The organism is Actinomadura rubteroloni (genome assembly GCF_002911665.1).
GTDB classification, from domain to species: Bacteria; Actinomycetota; Actinomycetes; order Streptosporangiales; family Streptosporangiaceae; genus Spirillospora; species Spirillospora rubteroloni.
The window spans coordinates 1,095,777-1,112,876 of the sequence record NZ_MTBP01000001.1 but is presented as its reverse complement, the minus strand read 5'-3'; the positions used below and the strand labels follow the sequence as shown (position 1 = coordinate 1,112,876).

Here is a 17,100-nt window from a genome sequence, read left to right as displayed (position 1 = left end):
AAGGATGCTAGCGCCATCCGACTTAATCTCGGGCTGACTACGCCTCACGCGAAGAGGTGTAGTTGTCATGCCCGTAGGCGTACTGATTTCCCTGCTCAAAACAGCGTCGGCGATGGCTGTGGCCATCGTTGCCTTCTGCGTCGTCTGGCTGGTGCTCGGTGTCGTGGCCCTGATGAAGGCGCGGTCCGAGGACATCCCTGCGACCGTCCGCGCACTGGCACGCTGGGGCCGCAGGTGAGCGCGGATCTTTGGCGGCGGCGCGTGACCTCACACGGCGGTGGGCCGAGCGTCGGCGGCGCGCACTAGCGTCAGCGCCCGCTCGGCCGAGCCGGGCGGGTGCAGGCCTTTGAGATCACGCGACCTGCTGTCATGGTCGCCCGACCACATGATGTGGGGCCCTCAGGTGCGGTGAGTCGGCAGGCTACGCTCGATCTCGGCGCGCAGTACGTCGAATTCGCCGCGCTGTCCGCGTGTGAAGAACAGGCCGTTGCGGTCGAACCCGGCGTCCGCGTCCCCTTGCAGGATCAGCCGGAAGAACCCGTTCGTGAACAGGCCGGGTGGTCTGATCGCCACGCCAATGATCTTGGAGATGTGGACGCGCGTAGCAGCCTTACGTGTCGCTTCTTGATTGGGATCGCCGTGAAGGATTTCGACCCACTCACCGTCGAGAATGACGCTGCCGCGACGACCGCTCACTTGCACGTTGCCGCCCTCCGGAATACTTGCCATGCACATGGCCGGGGACCGGATGACCATGGTCGCAGAAGGTTGCGCGAGCCGGAAGAAGACGAACGAGAGCAAGCCAGGCGACGAATCCGTCGAGCACGCAACGGGCACGGCGGCCTCTGACGAGCCTGTGAAACACGAAGCCCCAGCGTCCGGGATCTAGTCCCTGACCTGGGGCTTTGACGTTGTGGAGCGGGCGACGGGAATCGAACCCGCGTCGTCAGCTTGGGAAGCTGAAGTTCTACCATTGAACCACACCCGCGTGCGAGGGCTCTGCCTCGGCTGCTCGGTCAGCTTACCGGAAAGTCGGGGGTTGCGCAGACGGGTTGGCGGCGTCGTGTGGGGGGTCGGGGTGCCGTCGTGTGCGGGAGGTGGTGGCGGAGACGGTAGTTTTTGCACGTGCTGCTCTCCGATCGCGACATCAGGGCCGAGATCGACGCTGGACGGGTCAAGATCGATCCGTTCGCGCCCGAGATGGTCCAGCCGTCCAGTGTGGACGTCCGGCTCGACCGGTACTTCCGTGTGTTCGAGAACCACCGGTATCCGCATATCGATCCGGCGATCGAGCAGGCTGATCTCACCCGGCTGGTGGATGTGGAGTCGGATGAGGCGTTCGTGCTGCATCCGGGTGAGTTCGTTCTCGCGTCCACGTACGAGGTGTTCGCGTTGCCGGACGATCTCGCCGCGCGGCTGGAGGGGAAGAGTTCGCTCGGACGGCTCGGGCTGCTCACGCACTCGACGGCCGGGTGGATCGATCCAGGGTTCAACGGGCATGTCACGTTGGAGCTGTCGAACGTCGCCACGCTGCCGATCAAGCTCTGGCCGGGCATGAAGATCGGGCAGATGTGCCTGTTCCGGACGAGCTCCCCCGCCGAGTACCCGTACGGGTCGCCCAAGTACGGGTCGCGGTATCAGAACCAGCGTGGGCCGACGCCGTCGCGGTCGTATCTGAACTTCCACCGCACGGAGGTTTGACGGCCGCTTCTCCGGGGCGAGTAGTTTCGAGCGATGCGTTGTTCAGCCCCCCGCCTTACTACCGTTTTGAGCCGGGACGTTCCTCGCGTTCCGGTCGGCCGGTGGTTCGCTGAAGGCGCGTCCTGGTCCGTCGCTCATGGCGGCGTGTTCTTCGACGGGTTCGCGACCGTCGTGACCGACCTGGTGGACGGGCTCGGCGGCGTTCTCGCGTTCTTTCCTCCGCTCGTCCTGACCGCGCTGCTCGCCGCGCTGGCGTACGCGGCGCGCGGCTGGCGGCTCGCTCTGTTCACGTTCGCCGGGTTCGCGCTGATCGACGGCATGCGGCTGTGGCGGCCCGCGATGGACTCGTTGTCGCTGGTCGCCGTCTCGGCGGTCGTCGCGCTGGCGGTCGCGGTGCCGATCGGGCTCGTCGTCGCGCGGTACGCGGCGGCGAAGCGGGTCGTGCGGCCCGTCCTGGACGGTGTGCCCTCGGTGCCGGTGTTCGTCTACCTCGTTCCGGCCGCGTTCCTGTTCAGCATCGGGACGACGCCCGGCGTCGTCGCCACGGCCGTGTTCGCGCTTCCGGCCGCCGTGCGGCTCGTCGAGTCCGGGCTGCGCGACCGGCCGGACCCCGAGGAAGCGAACCGGATCGTTGTTCCGGCTCTGGGGATGGTCGTCACGGCCGGGCTGGTCGGCGCGGGCGGGCTCGGCGGCGTCGTCCTGACGGGCCTGGACCGCGTCAGCGCCGCCACCGGGTTCGAGGGCGCCGTCGCCATCGTCGTTCTCGCCGTCTTCCTCGACCGCGTCACGCGCGTCCCCGCGCGGCCGGTGGAGGCGCGGCCGGTGGGGAATGATGACCTGCATGGCGAACGAGCAGCCTGACCTGCGCACGGAGACCGCGCAGAACGCCCGGGTCTGGAACTACTGGCTCGGCGGCAAGGACAACTTCACCGCGGACCGGCTGGTCGGCGACCGCGTCTACCGCATGTATCCGAGCATCGTCCAGGTCGCCCGCGCCGACCGGGCGTTCCTCGGCCGCGCGGTGCGGTTCCTCGCCGGCGAGCGCGGCGTCCGGCAGTTCCTCGACCTCGGGACGGGCCTGCCGACCGCCGACAACACCCACGAGGTCGCGCAGCGCGTCGCGCCCGCCGCCCGCGTCCTGTACGTGGACAACGACCCGCTCGTCCTGCGGCAGGCGCGGACGCTCCTGACCAGCACGCCCGAGGGCGCGACCGACTACATGGAGGCCGACGTCCGCGACACCGAGGCCGTCCTCGCCCGGGCCCGCCGCACGCTGGAGCTGAACGAGCCCGTGGCGATCATGATGCTCGGCATCCTCAACTTCGTCCTGGACGACGGCGAGGCGCAGGCCGTGGTGGACGATCTCGTCGCGGCCGTCCCGTCCGGTTCCTACGTCGCGATCACGCACCCGACGCTGGAACTCGGCGGCGACGCCAACACCGAGGCGATGGAGTTCTTCAACAGCAACGCCGAACCGCCGCTCCGCGCCCGGACGGGCGTGCAGGTCGCCGCCTTCCTGCACGGCCTGGAGCTGGAGGAACCCGGTCTGGTGTCCTGCTCGCGCTGGCGCGCCCCGAAGCGCCGGGACGGCGTCGAGCCCCCGCTCGTCGCCCAGTACGGCGTCGTCGCCCGCAAGCCCTGATCAGCGGCCCGTCGCGGTCTTCGCGAGGAGGCGCAGCGCGGTCTCGGACGGCGAGCCCGGTTCGACGGTGTGCGCGATGAACGCCTGGTCCGGGTCGTCGGGCAGGCGCAGCGTCTCGAAGCCCAGTTCCAGTTCGCCCACGACGGGATGCCGGTAGACGTACCGTCCGTGCGTTTTGTCCTTGAGGCGGTGCTCGGCCCAGAGCGTCCGGAAGTCGGGGCTGAGCGCGGACAGTTCCTCGACCAGCGCGGTCGTCGCCGGGTCCCCCGGACGGCGGGACGCGTCCAGCCGCAGGAACGCCACCACGTCCCCGGCCTTGCCGCGCCAGTCGACGTAGAGGTCGCGCAGCCGCGGGTCCAGGAAGATCAGCCGGGCGAGGTTGCGCTCGCGGGGCGGCAGCGCGCCGAAGTCGGCGAGCAGCGCGCAGGCCAGCGGATTCCACGCGAGGACGTCGAGGTCGCGCCCGAGGACGTAGCCGGGCACGTCCCCCGCCTGGTCCAGCAGGCGCCGCAGCCCCGGCCGCACCTCCTGCGGCGACGGGGCCGTGCCGGACGACGGCCGCGCGAGCCGGTGCAGGTGGTCGCGCTCGGCCGGGTCCAGGCGCAGCGCGCGGGCCACGGCGTCGAGGACGGCGTCGGAGAAGTGCAGCGTCCGGCCCTGCTCCAGCCGGACGTAGTGGTCCACGCTCACCCCGGCCAGCATCGCGAGTTCCTCGCGCCGCAGGCCCGGGACGCGGCGGCGCCCGCCGTGCCCGGGGAGACCGAGGTCGTCCGGACGGAGCCGCGCGCGGCGGGACCGGAGGAACGCGCCGAGTTCCGTCCGTCTGTCCAGTGCCATGCGGCCAGTATCGCCGAGGTGGTCGCGCGGTGCCCAGGCACGGGCCGCCACTGGGCCGGGTGGTCCCGCGCGGAGCACGCTGAGGGGGTCCGTTCCGGCAAGGGAGATTCCGTGGTCAGCACTGCACAACTGGGAACGACCGGCATGACCGTCAGCCGTCTCGGCTTCGGCTCGTGGGCGGTCGCGGGGACGGGCTGGGGGTTCGGGTGGGGCGCCACCGACGACGCCGAGTCCGTCGCGACGATCCGGCACGCGGTCGAGTCGGGGGTGAACTGGATCGACACGGCCGCCGTCTACGGGCTCGGCCACTCCGAGGAGATCGTCGGGAAGGCCGTCGCGGGCCTGCCCGAGGCCGACCGGCCGCTCCTGTTCACGAAGGTCGGGCTCGTCTGGGACGCCGCCGACCCGCTGGCCCCGCCGCTTCGCTGCATGAAGCCGGCGAGCGTCCGCCGGGAGCTGGAGGACTCGCTGCGGCGGCTCGGCGTGGAGCGCATCGACCTCTACCAGGTCCACTGGCCGGACACCGGGACGCCGCTCGGGACGGTCGGCTCCGCGTCCGGCGACATCGGCCCGGACGCGACGCCGCTGGAGGAGTACTGGCAAGTCATGGCCGATCTGAAGGCCGAGGGCAAGGTCCGCGCGATCGGCCTGTCGAACCACTCCGTCGAGCAGTTGGACGCGGCGGAGCGCATCGCGCACGTGGACGCGATCCAGCCGCCGTTCTCGGCCGTCCGCCGGTCCGCCGCCGACGAGGTCGCGTGGGCGCGGGCGCACGGCACCGGGGTGATCGCCTACTCGCCGCTGGTGTCCGGGCTGCTCACCGGGACGTTCTCCGCGGACCGGGTCGCCGCGCTGCCCGCCGACGACTGGCGCGCGACACACCCGGACTTCACGTCCGGCCTGGCCGCGAACCTGCGGGTGGCGGACGCGCTGCGTCCCGTCGCGGCCCGGCACGGCGCGTCCGTCACGGAGGTCGCCCTCGCGTGGGTGCTGGCGTGGCCCGGGATCACCGGCGCGATCGTCGGCGCACGCCGTCCCGCGCAGGTGGACGGCTGGATCGGCGCGTCCGCGCTGACCCTGGCCCCCGCCGACCTGGACGAGATCGCCGCAGTCGCCGCCCACGCCGGCTCCGGCCCCGTGCGCCCCTGAAATAAAGACGGCCCCGGTTCCGCGTGCGGAACCGGGGCCGTCAGGCAGGTCACTCGGCCGCGGCCGGCTCCTTCTCGCCCTTGATCGAGCGGATGAGGAGCTGGGACACGTCCACGACCTCCAGCGACTCCTTCGCCAGACCCTCGTTCTTCTTCTCGTTGATGGCGTCGCCGAGCATCACGAGGCAGAACGGGCAGGCGGTCGAGACGGTGTCGGGGTTGGTCTCCAGCGCCTCGTCCACGCGCTCGGTGTTGATGCGCTTGCCGATGCGCTCTTCCATCCACATCCGCGCGCCGCCCGCGCCGCAGCAGAAGCCGCGGTCCTTGTGGCGGTGCATCTCCTGCGTCTTGACGCCCGGGACGGTCGCCATGATGTCGCGCGGCTGCTTGTAGACCTTGTTGTGCCGGCCGAGGAAGCAGGGGTCGTGGTAGGTGATGTTCTCCTCGATCGGCGTGACCGGGGTGAGCTTGCCCTCCTCGACCAGGTGCGCGAGCAACTGGGTGTGGTGGACGACCTCGTAGTTCCCGCCGATCTGCGGGTACTCGTTGGCGAGCGTGTTGAAGCAGTGCGGGCAGGTCGCGACGATCTTCTTGGCGCCCGCCTCGTTCAGCGTCTCGACGTTCTGCTGGCCGAGCATCTGGAAGACGAACTCCATGCCGAGGCGGCGGGCCGGGTCACCGGTGCACGCCTCCATCGGGCCGAGCACGGCGAACTTGACGCCCGCGATGTGCAGCAGCTCCGCGACGGCCTTGGTGGTCTTCTTCGCGCGGTCCTCCAGGGCGCCGGCGCAGCCGACCCAGAAGAGGTACTCGGTGTCCTCGGGGAGCTTCTCGTCGACGACCTCGACCTCGAAGTCCAGCTCCTCGATCCATTCGAGGCGCTTCATCTCGGACATGCCCCACGGGTTGCCCTTGTTCTCCAGGTTCTTCAGCATGACGCCGGCCTCGCTGGGGAACGAGGACTCGATCATCACCTGGAAGCGGCGCATGTCGAGGATGTGGTCGATGTGTTCGATGTCGACCGGGCACTGCTCGACGCAGGCGCCGCAGTTGGTGCAGGACCACAGGACGTCCGGGTGGATGACGCCGTCCTCGCCGACGAGCTCTTTGTCCACCTGCATGGCGGTCTTCTGCTCGTCGGTGAACTTCTCGCGCTCCTCCTCGGAGGCGAGCAGGTACGGGGCCTTGGCGAAGGCGTGGTCGCGGAGTTCGAGGATGACCATCTTCGGCGACAGCGGCTTGCCGGTGTTCCACGCGGGGCACTGGGACTGGCAGCGACCGCACTCGGTGCAGGTCGCCATGTCGAGGTAGCCCTTCCAGGTGAAGTCCTCGATCTTGCCGCGGCCGAAGGTGTCCTCGTCGGGGTCGGCCTCCTCGAAGTCGAGGGGCTTGCCCTTGCTCATCATCGGCTGCGCCGGGCCGAGGCCGTCGGGACGGCGCTTGAACATGACGTTCAGCGGCGCGATGAAGATGTGCAGGTGCTTGGAGTTGACGACGATGACGAGGAAGACCAGCGCGACGCCGATGTGCAGGAGCAGGCCGATCGACTCCAGGACTTCCAGCGTGTCGTGGCTCGTGCCCTTGAAGGGCTGCCCGACGAGCCAGGAGAAGTACGCGCCCTTGCCGTAGTCGAGGTTGCCGTTGGCCCACTCGACGCCGCGGAAGAAGAACATCGTCCAGACGACGTTGAAGATCATGAAGAGGATGACCCACGCGCCGCCGGTGTGCGAGCCCTTGAACCGGGACTTGCGGTCCAGCTTCTTCGGCGAGTTCTTGATCCGGATGATCGCGAAGACGACCAGGCCGAGGGTGCAGGCGAGCGCGATCGTGTCCTGGACGAACCCGATCGGCGCCCAGGTCTGCAGCCCGGGGATCTTGGCGTCCAGCCCGAACAGCAGCGCGACGGCCGCTTCGAGGTAGACGGTCGCCAGCAGGATGAACGCCCACATGACCGCGAAGTGCGCCATTCCGGCGATGGTCCACTTGAGCAGCTTGCGCTGGCCCATGACCTCGACGACCTGGCCCTCGATGTCGGCCTTCGGGTCGCGCTTGACCTGGAGGACGCGCTCGGGGTCGGGCTGACCGCTCTTGAACAGCTTCCAGAGGAACAGGACCCGGCGCCCGGCGAGCGCCAGCGTGACCGCCGCACCGACGATCCCGATTATCAATGTGACCCAGAACACTGTTCCGTCCTCCTGCGGTACGGGCGTTGGCTGTCAGCGTAGGGCTCGCGGACAGACTGGACTTCATCCGGGTCCCTGGATACTACTCGCCAGTAGCTTATGTGTCGCCCCAGGCTCCGGCCCGACACGGAACGCGACCTACGTGAGCCCGCTTTATATAGCGACGCGTTCCATGCCCGCAATCACCCCCTCACCTGCGGATACGAACCGGAACCGGCCCTTGTCAGACAGTGACAACACGGGGCCGCCACCTGCATGACTTCACGTTCTGCTTCCATGTCGTCACTCTCGCAGACGCCACCGACATTTTCGGGGATGATCTTCCGCACGCGGGTAGACCGGTCTCGTCCGTCCATCCGTCCGGAGGGAGCCCCCATGACCCTCGACACCGCCGCCGCCCGCGCCGCGACGCTGCTCGCCGAAGTGCCCGACGCCCTGCTCACCGCCCCGACGCCCTGCGCGGGCCTGTCCGTCGCCGGGCTCATCGAGCACTTCGACACGCTGGCGTTGCGGCTGACGGCGACGGCCGGGAAACGACCGCGCCCCGACCCGTCCGGGACGGGCCTGCGGTCCGACTGGCGCGGCGGCGTCCCCGCCCGGCTGAAGATCCTCGCCGAGGCGTGGGCGGACCCGGCGGCGTGGGAGGGCGTCACGTCCCTCGCCGGACGCGAGGTCCCCGCCGCGTTCGCCGGGACGCACACGCTGAACGAGCTGGTCCTGCACGGCTGGGACCTCGCGCGGGCCGTCCGGCTCCCCTACACCGCCGACGCCGCCGACGTCACCGCCTGCATCGGCCTGCTGGAGTCCCTGCCGGACGAGTTCCGCGCGCTCGGCGTGTTCGGCGCTCCCGTGCCCGTCCCGCCGGACGCCCCCGGTTTGGACCGGCTCGTCGCGCTGTCGGGCCGCGACCCGTCCTGGACGCCGCCCGCCTAGGGATGCGCGGCTCCGCCTCGGGTACCGTCCGCCGAAGGGACGGCGAGGGAGGCGGCCATGACCGACTGGGCGGAGCGGGTGCGGGTGGTCCGCGTGATCGGTACCGGCGCGATGGGACGCGGCATCGCGCAGTGGGCGGCGGCGGGCGGCGTGACGGTCGAACTGGCCGACGCGCGTCCCGAGGCGGTCGCGACGGCCGTCGAGCAGGTGGGCGCGATGTTCGCGCGCCTCGCCGCGAAGGGCCGGATGACCGCCGACGAAGCGGACGCCGCGCGTGCCCGGCTGCGTCCCGTGGGCGATCCGCTGACGCCGCTGGCGGGCTGCGACCTCGTGGTGGAGGCCGTCCGGGAGGACCTGGCCGTCAAGCGCGAGCTGTTCGCCGAGTTGGAGAAGTACGCGCCCGAAGAGACGGTCTTCGCCACGAACACCAGTTCCCTGTCCGTGACGGCGATCGGTGCAGCGCTGGTGGATCCGTCCCGGCTGGCCGGCCTCCACTTCTTCAACCCGGTGCCGCTGATGAAGGTCGTCGAGGTGGTTCCGGGGGCGCGCACCGCCGGCTGGATCCCGGACGGGTTCGCCGCGCTCGTCCGGCGCCTCGGCCACACGCCGGTGATCGCGCCCGACACCCCGGGCTTCCTCGTCAACCACGCGGGCCGGGGGCTCGCCACCGAGGCGCTCCAGATCCTCGCCGAGGCCGTGGCGGAACCGGTGGACGTCGACCGGATCGCCCGGGACGTCCTCGGCCTCAGGATGGGGCCGTTCGAGCTGATTGACCTGACCGGGCTGGACGTGTCGCACCCCGTCCTGGAGACGATCTGGACGGGCTTCCACGGTGAGCCGAGGCTGCGTCCGTCCCGGATCACACGGCAGCGCTACGAAGCGGGCCTGCTCGGACGCAAGACCGGCGAAGGCTTCTACCGCTACCCGGGCGGCACGAAGGAAGAACCGCCCGAAACCACCCCGGACGCCGCGCCGCGCCCGGTCTGGATCCACGACACGACGCCCGGAACGCGCGAAAAGCTCGCAGCCCTGCTCGGCACGGCGAACGTCACCGTCGAGACAGGCGAAACGCCGTCCGCCGAGGCCGTCGTGCTCGTCGCCCCCGAGGACCGCGCCGCGCTGGACGTCGCGCTGGAAGCCGACCTTCCCGCCGAACGCACCCTGGGCGTGGACCCGTTCGGCGGCTTCTTCACCCGGCTCACCCTGGCCGTCCACCCCGGCGTGGACCCGGCGGCGGGCCGCGCGGCCTGGGCGGCACTGGCCGCGACCGGACGGCCCGTCACCGTCGTCCGCGACGCCCCCGCCCCCATAGCGGCAAGGCTGCTCGCGTCCATCGTCAACGTGGCGGCCGAGATCGCCGGCCAGCGCCTGGCGACCCCGGCCGACATCGACGCTGCCGTCCGCCTCGGACTCGGCTACCCGCGCGGCCCCCTGGAGTGGGGCGACACGGAGGGCGCGGCGCGGATCCACGCCGTCCTCACCGGCCTGCTGACCCGCACCGGCGACCCGCGCTACCGCCCGAGCCGCTGGCTGACCGAACGCGCCGCCCTGAACCTGCCCCTCACCGACCCCGGCACCACCCCGTCCGACCTGGCCTGACCGTTCTCCCGAAGCACGCCGATCCACGGGTCGGCGTGCTTCGTCATGTCCGGGTCGTCCGGGAGGCGGAGGGGCGCTCGTTCGGAGGGCGGAAGTTCGGGCAGAGGGGAACCGGAATAGACGGCTCAAGCGTCCTGTTAATGAAGACGTCAGCAAAGTTGAGTCGCTCAGGCTCAACTCATTTGACAGCAGAGCGCCCGGCGCGGCATTCTGGACAGCAGCAGACGAAGGCGGGCCGCCGCAGCGCGGGGGACGCGAGCGGGGCGGCAAGGCCCGCGACTCAGTGACACGGAGGACGAAGACATGGCACGTGCGGTCGGCATCGACCTCGGGACGACCAACTCGGTCGTCGCGGTCCTGGAGGGCGGCGAGCCCACCGTCATCGCCAACTCCGAGGGCGACCGGACGACCCCGTCCGTCGTCGCCTTCGGCAAGAAGGAGGGCGAGGCCATCGTCGGCGCCCCGGCCAAGCGCCAGGCGGTGACGAACGTGGACCGGACCATCCGGTCGGTCAAGCGCGAGATCGGCACGGACTGGAAGCAGTCCATCGACGGCAAGGACTTCACGCCGCAGCAGATCAGCGCGTTCGTGCTGCAGAAGCTCAAGCGCGACGCCGAGTCCTACCTGGGCGAGCCGGTGACCGACGCGGTCATCACGGTGCCCGCGTACTTCTCCGACCACCAGCGCCAGGCCACCAAGGAGGCCGGGACGATCGCGGGGCTGAACGTCCTGCGCATCATCAACGAGCCGACCTCGGCGGCGCTGGCGTACCACCTGGAGAAGGAGAACGAGGCGACGATCCTCGTCTTCGACCTCGGCGGCGGCACGTTCGACGTGTCCCTGCTGGAGGTCGGCGACGGCGTGGTCGAGGTGAAGGCCACCAGCGGCGACAACCACCTCGGCGGCGACGACTGGGACGACAAGGTCGTCGAGTGGCTCGCGGGCCGGTTCAAGAAAGAGACCGGCGTCGACCTCGCCAAGGACAAGATGGCGCTCCAGCGGCTGCGCGACGCGGCCGAGCGGGCGAAGATCGAGCTGTCCAGCTCCTCGGAGACCCAGGTCAACCTGCCCTACATCACGGCGTCCGCCGAGGGCCCGCTGCACCTGGACGAGAAGCTGACGCGCGCCGAGTTCCAGCGCCTCACCGCGGACCTGCTGGAGCGGACGAAGGCTCCGCTGAACCAGGTCCTCAAGGACGGCGGCGTCACGATGTCGCAGATCGACCAGGTCGTCCTGGTCGGCGGTTCGACCCGTATGCCCGCCGTGTCCGAGCTGGTGAAGGAGCTGACCGGCAAGGAGCCCAACAAGGGCGTCAACCCCGACGAGGTCGTCGCCATCGGCGCGGCGCTCCAGGCGGGCGTCCTGAAGGGCGAGGTGAAGGACGTCCTGCTCCTGGACGTCACCCCGCTCAGCCTCGGCATCGAGACCAAGGGCGGCGTCTTCACCAAGATCATCGAGCGGAACACCACGATCCCGACCAAGCGGTCGGAGGTGTTCAGCACCGCCGACGACAACCAGCCGTCCGTGGAGATCCAGGTCTACCAGGGCGAGCGTCCGATGGCGGCGCAGAACAAGAAGCTCGGCACGTTCCAGCTCACCGGCCTGCCGCCGGCGCCGCGCGGCGTCCCGCAGATCGAGGTCACCTTCGACATCGACGCCAACGGCATCGTGAACGTCAGCGCGAAGGACCAGGGCACCGGCCGGGAGCAGTCGATGACGATCACCGGCGGCTCGGCGCTGCCGAAGGACGACATCGACAAGATGGTCCGCGAGGCCGAGCAGTACGCCGAGGAGGACCGCCGCCGCAAGGAGGAGGCCGAGGCCCGCAACCAGGCCGACACCCTCGCCTACTCGACGGAGAAGTTCCTCAAGGACAACGAGGACAAGGTCGCGGGCGACCTCAAGACCGAGGTCGAGGCCGCGGTCGCCGAGGTCCGCCAGGCCCTGGACGGCACCGACGTCGACGCCATCAAGGCCGCGACCGACAAGCTCGGCCAGGTCAGCCAGAAGATGGGCGCGGCGCTGTACGCGCAGAACCCCGAGGGCGCTGCGGCGGCGGACGAGGGCCCGACGGCCGAGGCGCAGGACGACGAGGTCGTCGACGCCGAGATCGTGGACGACGACAAGCCCAAGGGCGGTGCGTCGTGACCGCTCCCGACACGGGTGAGGAGCACGACGGCCCGGTGATCCGCGACCGGCGGCGCATCGACCCCGAGACCGGCAAGGTCCGCGCGGCCGCCCCGGCTCCGGAGCCGGCGGAGAAGGAGCCGGAGAACACCGAGGCCGCCGAGCTGAAGGCCCAGCTCGACGAGCGGACCGCCGACCTCCAGCGGCTCCAGGCGGAGTACGCGAACTACCGCAAGCGGGTCGAGCGCGACAAGACCGCGCTCCGCCAGGTCGCGGTGGGGAACGTCCTCGCCGAGCTGCTCCCGATCCTGGACGACGTGGGCCGCGCCCGGCAGCACAACGAGCTGACCGGCGGGTTCAAGTCGGTGGGCGAGGGCCTGGAGGCCACGGTCGCCAAGCTCGGCCTGGAGAAGTTCGGGGAGGTCGGCGAGCCGTTCGACCCGAACGTCCACGAGGCGCTGCTGCACTCGTACTCGGCGGACGCGACCGAGACGAGCGTGCAGACCGTCCTCGAACCCGGATACCGCATCGGCGACCGGATCCTGCGCCCCGCGCGGGTCGCGGTCGTCGAGCCGGAGGCCGAGCCCGCCGGGGCGGCCTCCGAGGACGACGACGAGTGATCCGGCTCCGGACGGTCCCGGCGACGGGACCGTCCGGCCCGGCGGGCGTGCAGTGGCGAGAGCAGAGAGCGGGGCGGCGTGAGCACCAGGGACTATTTGGAGAAGGACTACTACAAGGTCCTCGGTGTCGCGAAGACGGCCTCCCAGGAAGAGATCAAGAAGTCGTACCGCAAGCTGGCCCGGCAGTTCCACCCGGACGCCAACCGCGGTGACGCCGACGCCGAGGAGCGCTTCAAGGAGGTCTCCGAGGCCTACGACGTCCTGTCGGACGAGAAGCGCCGTAAGGAGTACGACGCGGTGCGCGCGATGCCGCGCGGCGGCCAGCAGGGCGGCTTCGGGTTCGACTTCGGGGACCTCTTCGGCCAGCAGGGCGGCGGCGGGGCCGGCGGCGCGGGCGCCGGGGACCGGTTCGGCGACCTGTTCGGCGGGCTGTTCAACCGGGGCGGCGGCGGCACGCGGGCGGGCGCCCGCCGGGCGCGGCGCGGCGCGGACGTGGAGACCGACGTTGCGCTGACGTTCGACCGGGCGATCAACGGCGTGACCGTCCCGATCAAGCTGACGAGCGAGAAGGCGTGCCCGACGTGCCGGGGCACGGGCGCCAAGGCGGGGACCGTCCCGCGCGTGTGCCCGAACTGCGAGGGCACCGGGCAGGAGACCCGCAACCTCGGCAGCTTCGGCGTGCAGGAGCCGTGCCACCTGTGCCACGGGCGCGGGCTCGTCGTGGACGACCCGTGCGTCACCTGCCACGGCAGCGGCCGGGCGACCGGCACGCGGACGATCCAGGCGCGGATCCCGGCGGGCGTCGCCGACGGCCAGCGGATCCGGTTGAAGGGCAAGGGCGCCCCGGGCGAGAACGGCGGCCCGGCGGGCGATCTGTACGTGAACGTGAAGGTGGCGCCGCACGCGGTGTTCGGCCGCGCGGGCGACAACCTGACGCTGACCGTCCCGGTGACGTACCCGGAGGCGGCGCTCGGCGCGGAGATCCGCGTCCCGACGTTCCAGGGGCAGCCGGTGACGCTGCGGCTGCCGGAGGGCACGCCGAACGGCCGGACGCTCCGGGTGAAGGGGCGCGGCGCCCCCCGCCGCGACGGCACCAAGGGCGATCTGCTGGTCACGGTGGACGTCCACGTGCCGCAGAAGGTGGACGAGACGACGCGCGAGGCGCTGGAGCGGCTGCGCGCGGCGGGCGAGGGCGAGGAGCTGCGCGGCGAGCTGGCCGCGCGGGCCAAGGAGTGAGGTGACGCGGTGACCAGGGACCCGTTCGGAGACGACACGCCGGTCTACGTGATCTCCGTGGCGGCGGAGCTGTCCGGGCTGCATCCGCAGACGCTCCGCACCTACGACCGGATGGGCCTGGTCTCGCCCGGCCGGACGACCGGGCGGGGCCGCCGGTACTCGATGCGCGACATCGTGATGTTGCGCGAGATCCAGCGGCTGTCCCAGGAGGAGGGCATCAACCTCGCCGGGATCAAGCACATCCTCGAATTGCAGCGGGAGAACGTCCGGCTCCGGGACGAGCTGGAGCGGGCGCACGCGTCGCTGAACCAGCTCGCGGGCGAGCTGGAGTCGACGCGGGCGGTGGCGGCGCGGCTGGCGCAGCAGGCGCGGCAGGGCGGGGCCGGGACGTCGTCGGGCGGCGGCGATCTGGTGCCGATCCACCGGACGCGGGTCGTCCTGTGGCATGAGCGCGGGCGCGAGTAGGACGGGGAAGGGACATGGACAACAAGCTGACGTTGAAGAGCCGTGAGGCGATGTCGGTGGCGATCCGGCGCGCGGCCGCCGAGGGGCACCCCGAGATCCTGCCCGCGCATCTGCTGGCGGGGCTGCTGGTCCAGCCGGAGGGGACGACCGTCCCGCTGCTGGAGGCGGTCGGGGCGGACCCGGCGGCCGTGCGGCGGCGGGCCGAGGAACTGCTGGCGCGGCAGCCGAAGGCCAGCGGGTCGACGGTGCCCGAGCCGCGCGTCTCGGGCCAGCTCCAGCGGGTGCTGGCCACCGCGCAGCACCGCGCGGAGGAGTTGCAGGACGAGTACGTCTCGACCGAGCACCTGCTGGTCGGGCTCGCCGCCGACGGCGGGCCCGTCGCGGACCTGCTGAAGGACGCCGGGGCGACGCCGCAGGCGCTGCTGGAGGCGTTCGGCAAGGTGCGCGGTCACCAGCGGGTGACGAGTGAGAACCCCGAGGACACCTATCAGTCACTGGAGAAGTACGGCGTCGACCTGACGGCGCAGGCCCGCGAGGGCGGCCTGGACCCGGTCATCGGACGGGACTCGGAGATCCGCCGGGTCGTCCAGGTGCTGTCGCGGCGGACGAAGAACAACCCGGTGCTCATCGGCGAGCCCGGCGTCGGGAAGACCGCCGTGGTCGAGGGGCTGGCGCAGCGGATCATCGCCGGGGACGTCCCGGAGTCCCTGCGTAACAAGCGCTTGGTCTCCCTGGACCTCGGCGCGATGGTCGCCGGGGCGAAGTACCGGGGCGAGTTCGAGGAGCGGCTGAAGGCCGTCCTCAACGAGATCAAGCAGAGCGATGGGCAGATCGTCACGTTCATCGACGAGCTGCACACAGTCGTCGGTGCGGGCGCGGCCGAGGGCTCGATGGACGCCGGCAACATGCTCAAGCCGATGCTGGCGCGCGGCGAGCTGCGGCTGATCGGCGCGACGACGCTGGACGAGTACCGCGAGCGCATCGAGAAGGACCCGGCGCTGGAGCGGCGCTTCCAGCAGGTGTTCGTCGGCGAGCCGACCGTCGAGGACACGATCGCGATCCTGCGCGGGCTGAAGGGCCGGTACGAGGCGCACCACAAGGTGCAGATCAACGACTCGGCGCTGGTGGCGGCGGCGACGCTGTCCGACCGCTACATCACCGCGCGGTTCCTGCCGGACAAGGCGATCGACCTGGTGGACGAGGCCGCGTCCCGGCTCCGGATGGAGATCGACTCGCGGCCCGTCGAGATCGACGAGCTGCAACGGCAGGTGGACCGGCTCCGGATGGAGGAGCTGGCGCTCGCCAAGGAGACCGACGAGGCGTCCAAGCAGCGGCTGGAGCGGCTGCGCCGCGACCTCGCCGACCGGCAGGAGTCGCTGAACGCGCTCGTCGCCCGGTGGGACCGGGAGAAGGCCGGGCTGAACCGCGTCGGCGAGATCAAGGAGCGCATCGACCAGTTGCGCGGCGAGGCCGAGCGGGCGCAGCGCGACGGGGACCTGGAGACCTCGGCGCGGCTGACCTACGGCGAGATCCCGGCGCTGGAGAAGCAGCTCTCGGAGGCGGCGGCGCAGGCCGACGACCGGGACGCGATGGTCAAGGAGGAGGTCGGCCCGGACGACGTCGCCGACGTCGTCGGCTCGTGGACCGGCATCCCCGCCGGCCGGCTGCTGGAGGGCGAGACCGCCAAGCTGCTGCGCATGGAGGACGAGCTGGGCCGCCGGCTGATCGGGCAGTCCGCCGCCGTCCAGGCCGTGTCGGACGCGGTGCGCCGGGCCCGCGCCGGGATCGCCGACCCCGACCGTCCGACCGGGTCGTTCCTGTTCCTCGGGCCGACGGGCGTCGGGAAGACCGAGCTGGCCAAGGCGCTCGCGGAGTTCCTGTTCGACGACGAGCGGGCGACGACGCGGATCGACATGTCCGAGTACTCCGAGAAGCACTCGGTGGCGCGGCTCGTCGGGGCGCCGCCCGGCTACGTCGGGTACGAGGAGGGCGGGCAGCTCACCGAGGCGGTGCGGCGGCGTCCGTACTCGGTGGTGCTGCTGGACGAGGTGGAGAAGGCGCACCCCGAGGTCTTCGACATCCTGCTCCAGGTGCTGGACGACGGGCGCCTCACCGACGGGCAGGGCCGCACGGTCGACTTCCGGAACACGATCCTGATCCTGACGTCCAACCTGGGGTCGCAGTTCCTGGTGGATCCCTCCCTGGACGCGGGGGCGCGCCGCGAGGCGGTGCTGACGGCCGTGCGGGCGTCGTTCAAGCCGGAGTTCCTGAACCGGCTGGACGACGTGATCCTGTTCGACGCGCTGTCCACGGACGAGCTGACCCGCATCGTGGACCTCCAGGTGGACCGGCTCGCCGCCCGGCTGGCCGACCGTCAGCTCACCCTGACCGTCACGCCCGCCGCGCGCGAGTGGCTGGCGCTGACCGGCTACGACCCGCTGTACGGGGCGCGTCCGCTGCGCCGCCTGGTGCAGACGGCGATCGGCGACCAGCTCGCGCGCGAGCTGCTGTCGGGGTCCGTCCGCGACGGCGACGAGGTGGTCGTGGACCTGGACGAGGCCGCCGACAAGCTGACGGTCTCCGCGTCCAGGCCGTCCCTGGTGAAGTAA

Annotated in this window: 15 protein-coding genes and 1 tRNA gene; 12 read left to right on the top strand and 4 right to left on the bottom strand. The window is 71.1% G+C overall.

Features of this window, described 5'->3' with window-relative positions:
- The first annotated feature begins 67 nt into the window (after positions 1-67).
- Positions 68-238 carry a hypothetical protein gene (locus BTM25_RS29480; protein ID WP_168212005.1) on the top strand — a complete coding sequence of 57 codons (171 nt, stop codon included), beginning with the start codon at positions 68-70 and terminating at the stop codon, positions 236-238.
- 161 nt (positions 239-399) lie between these two features.
- Here the strand turns inward: BTM25_RS29480 and BTM25_RS04905 are convergent, their stop codons facing one another.
- Positions 400-801: a hypothetical protein gene (locus BTM25_RS04905; protein ID WP_103561537.1), complete on the bottom strand. Its 402-nt coding sequence runs from the start codon at positions 799-801 to the stop codon at positions 400-402.
- Between the two features lie 113 nt (positions 802-914).
- A tRNA-Gly gene (locus BTM25_RS04900) sits at positions 915-988 on the bottom strand.
- Between the two features lie 137 nt (positions 989-1,125).
- Here BTM25_RS04900 and dcd point away from each other — a divergent pair.
- The 3 genes from dcd (at position 1,126) to BTM25_RS04885 (ending at position 3,343) form a co-directional block, all read left to right on the top strand.
- On the top strand, positions 1,126-1,701 hold the full coding sequence (dcd, locus tag BTM25_RS04895; protein ID WP_103562754.1) for a dCTP deaminase: 576 nt from the start codon (positions 1,126-1,128) through the stop codon (positions 1,699-1,701).
- A gap of 144 nt (positions 1,702-1,845) precedes the next feature.
- Positions 1,846-2,562, top strand: a complete 717-nt coding sequence (locus BTM25_RS04890) for a proline/glycine betaine ABC transporter permease (RefSeq protein ID WP_205647963.1) — start codon at positions 1,846-1,848, stop codon at positions 2,560-2,562.
- Positions 2,543-3,343 carry an SAM-dependent methyltransferase gene (locus BTM25_RS04885; RefSeq protein ID WP_103561536.1) on the top strand — a complete coding sequence of 267 codons (801 nt, stop codon included), beginning with the start codon at positions 2,543-2,545 and terminating at the stop codon, positions 3,341-3,343. Before BTM25_RS04890 ends, BTM25_RS04885 begins: the two co-directional genes overlap by 20 nt.
- Here the strand turns inward: BTM25_RS04885 and BTM25_RS04880 are convergent, their stop codons facing one another.
- The gene (locus BTM25_RS04880; protein ID WP_103561535.1) at positions 3,344-4,180 is read right to left on the bottom strand and encodes a helix-turn-helix transcriptional regulator; all 837 of its coding nucleotides are present in this window, start codon (positions 4,178-4,180) and stop codon (positions 3,344-3,346) included.
- Between the two features lie 111 nt (positions 4,181-4,291).
- Between BTM25_RS04880 and BTM25_RS04875 the strand changes: the two genes are divergently transcribed.
- A complete protein-coding gene (locus BTM25_RS04875; RefSeq protein WP_235828244.1) occupies positions 4,292-5,329 on the top strand; it encodes an aldo/keto reductase in 1,038 nt (345 codons plus the stop codon).
- 49 nt (positions 5,330-5,378) lie between these two features.
- On the opposite strand, the gene BTM25_RS04870 is transcribed toward BTM25_RS04875, so the two are convergent.
- Entirely contained in the window at positions 5,379-7,511 is a 2,133-nt protein-coding gene (locus tag BTM25_RS04870) for a (Fe-S)-binding protein (RefSeq protein ID WP_103561533.1), read from the bottom strand.
- A gap of 375 nt (positions 7,512-7,886) precedes the next feature.
- On the opposite strand from BTM25_RS04870, the gene BTM25_RS04865 reads away from it, so the two are divergent.
- From BTM25_RS04865 to clpB, 7 genes are all read left to right on the top strand, one after another.
- The gene (locus BTM25_RS04865; RefSeq protein WP_103561532.1) at positions 7,887-8,444 is read left to right on the top strand and encodes a TIGR03086 family metal-binding protein; all 558 of its coding nucleotides are present in this window, start codon (positions 7,887-7,889) and stop codon (positions 8,442-8,444) included.
- A gap of 57 nt (positions 8,445-8,501) precedes the next feature.
- Positions 8,502-10,043, top strand: coding sequence for a 3-hydroxyacyl-CoA dehydrogenase (locus tag BTM25_RS04860; RefSeq protein ID WP_103561531.1), 1,542 nt, complete (start codon positions 8,502-8,504; stop codon positions 10,041-10,043).
- Between the two features lie 303 nt (positions 10,044-10,346).
- Positions 10,347-12,191: a molecular chaperone DnaK gene (dnaK, locus tag BTM25_RS04855; RefSeq protein WP_103561530.1), complete on the top strand. Its 1,845-nt coding sequence runs from the start codon at positions 10,347-10,349 to the stop codon at positions 12,189-12,191.
- The gene (grpE, locus tag BTM25_RS04850) at positions 12,188-12,790 is read left to right on the top strand and encodes a nucleotide exchange factor GrpE (RefSeq protein WP_103561529.1); all 603 of its coding nucleotides are present in this window, start codon (positions 12,188-12,190) and stop codon (positions 12,788-12,790) included. Before dnaK ends, grpE begins: the two co-directional genes overlap by 4 nt.
- 78 nt (positions 12,791-12,868) lie before the next feature.
- Positions 12,869-14,026, top strand: a complete 1,158-nt coding sequence (gene dnaJ, locus BTM25_RS04845; protein WP_103561528.1) for a molecular chaperone DnaJ — start codon at positions 12,869-12,871, stop codon at positions 14,024-14,026.
- Between the two features lie 9 nt (positions 14,027-14,035).
- Entirely contained in the window at positions 14,036-14,491 is a 456-nt protein-coding gene (locus BTM25_RS04840; protein ID WP_103561527.1) for a heat shock protein transcriptional repressor HspR, read from the top strand.
- A gap of 14 nt (positions 14,492-14,505) precedes the next feature.
- Positions 14,506-17,100 (top strand): ATP-dependent chaperone ClpB, encoded by a 2,595-nt coding sequence (gene clpB / locus BTM25_RS04835; protein WP_103561526.1) that lies wholly within the window; start codon positions 14,506-14,508, stop codon positions 17,098-17,100.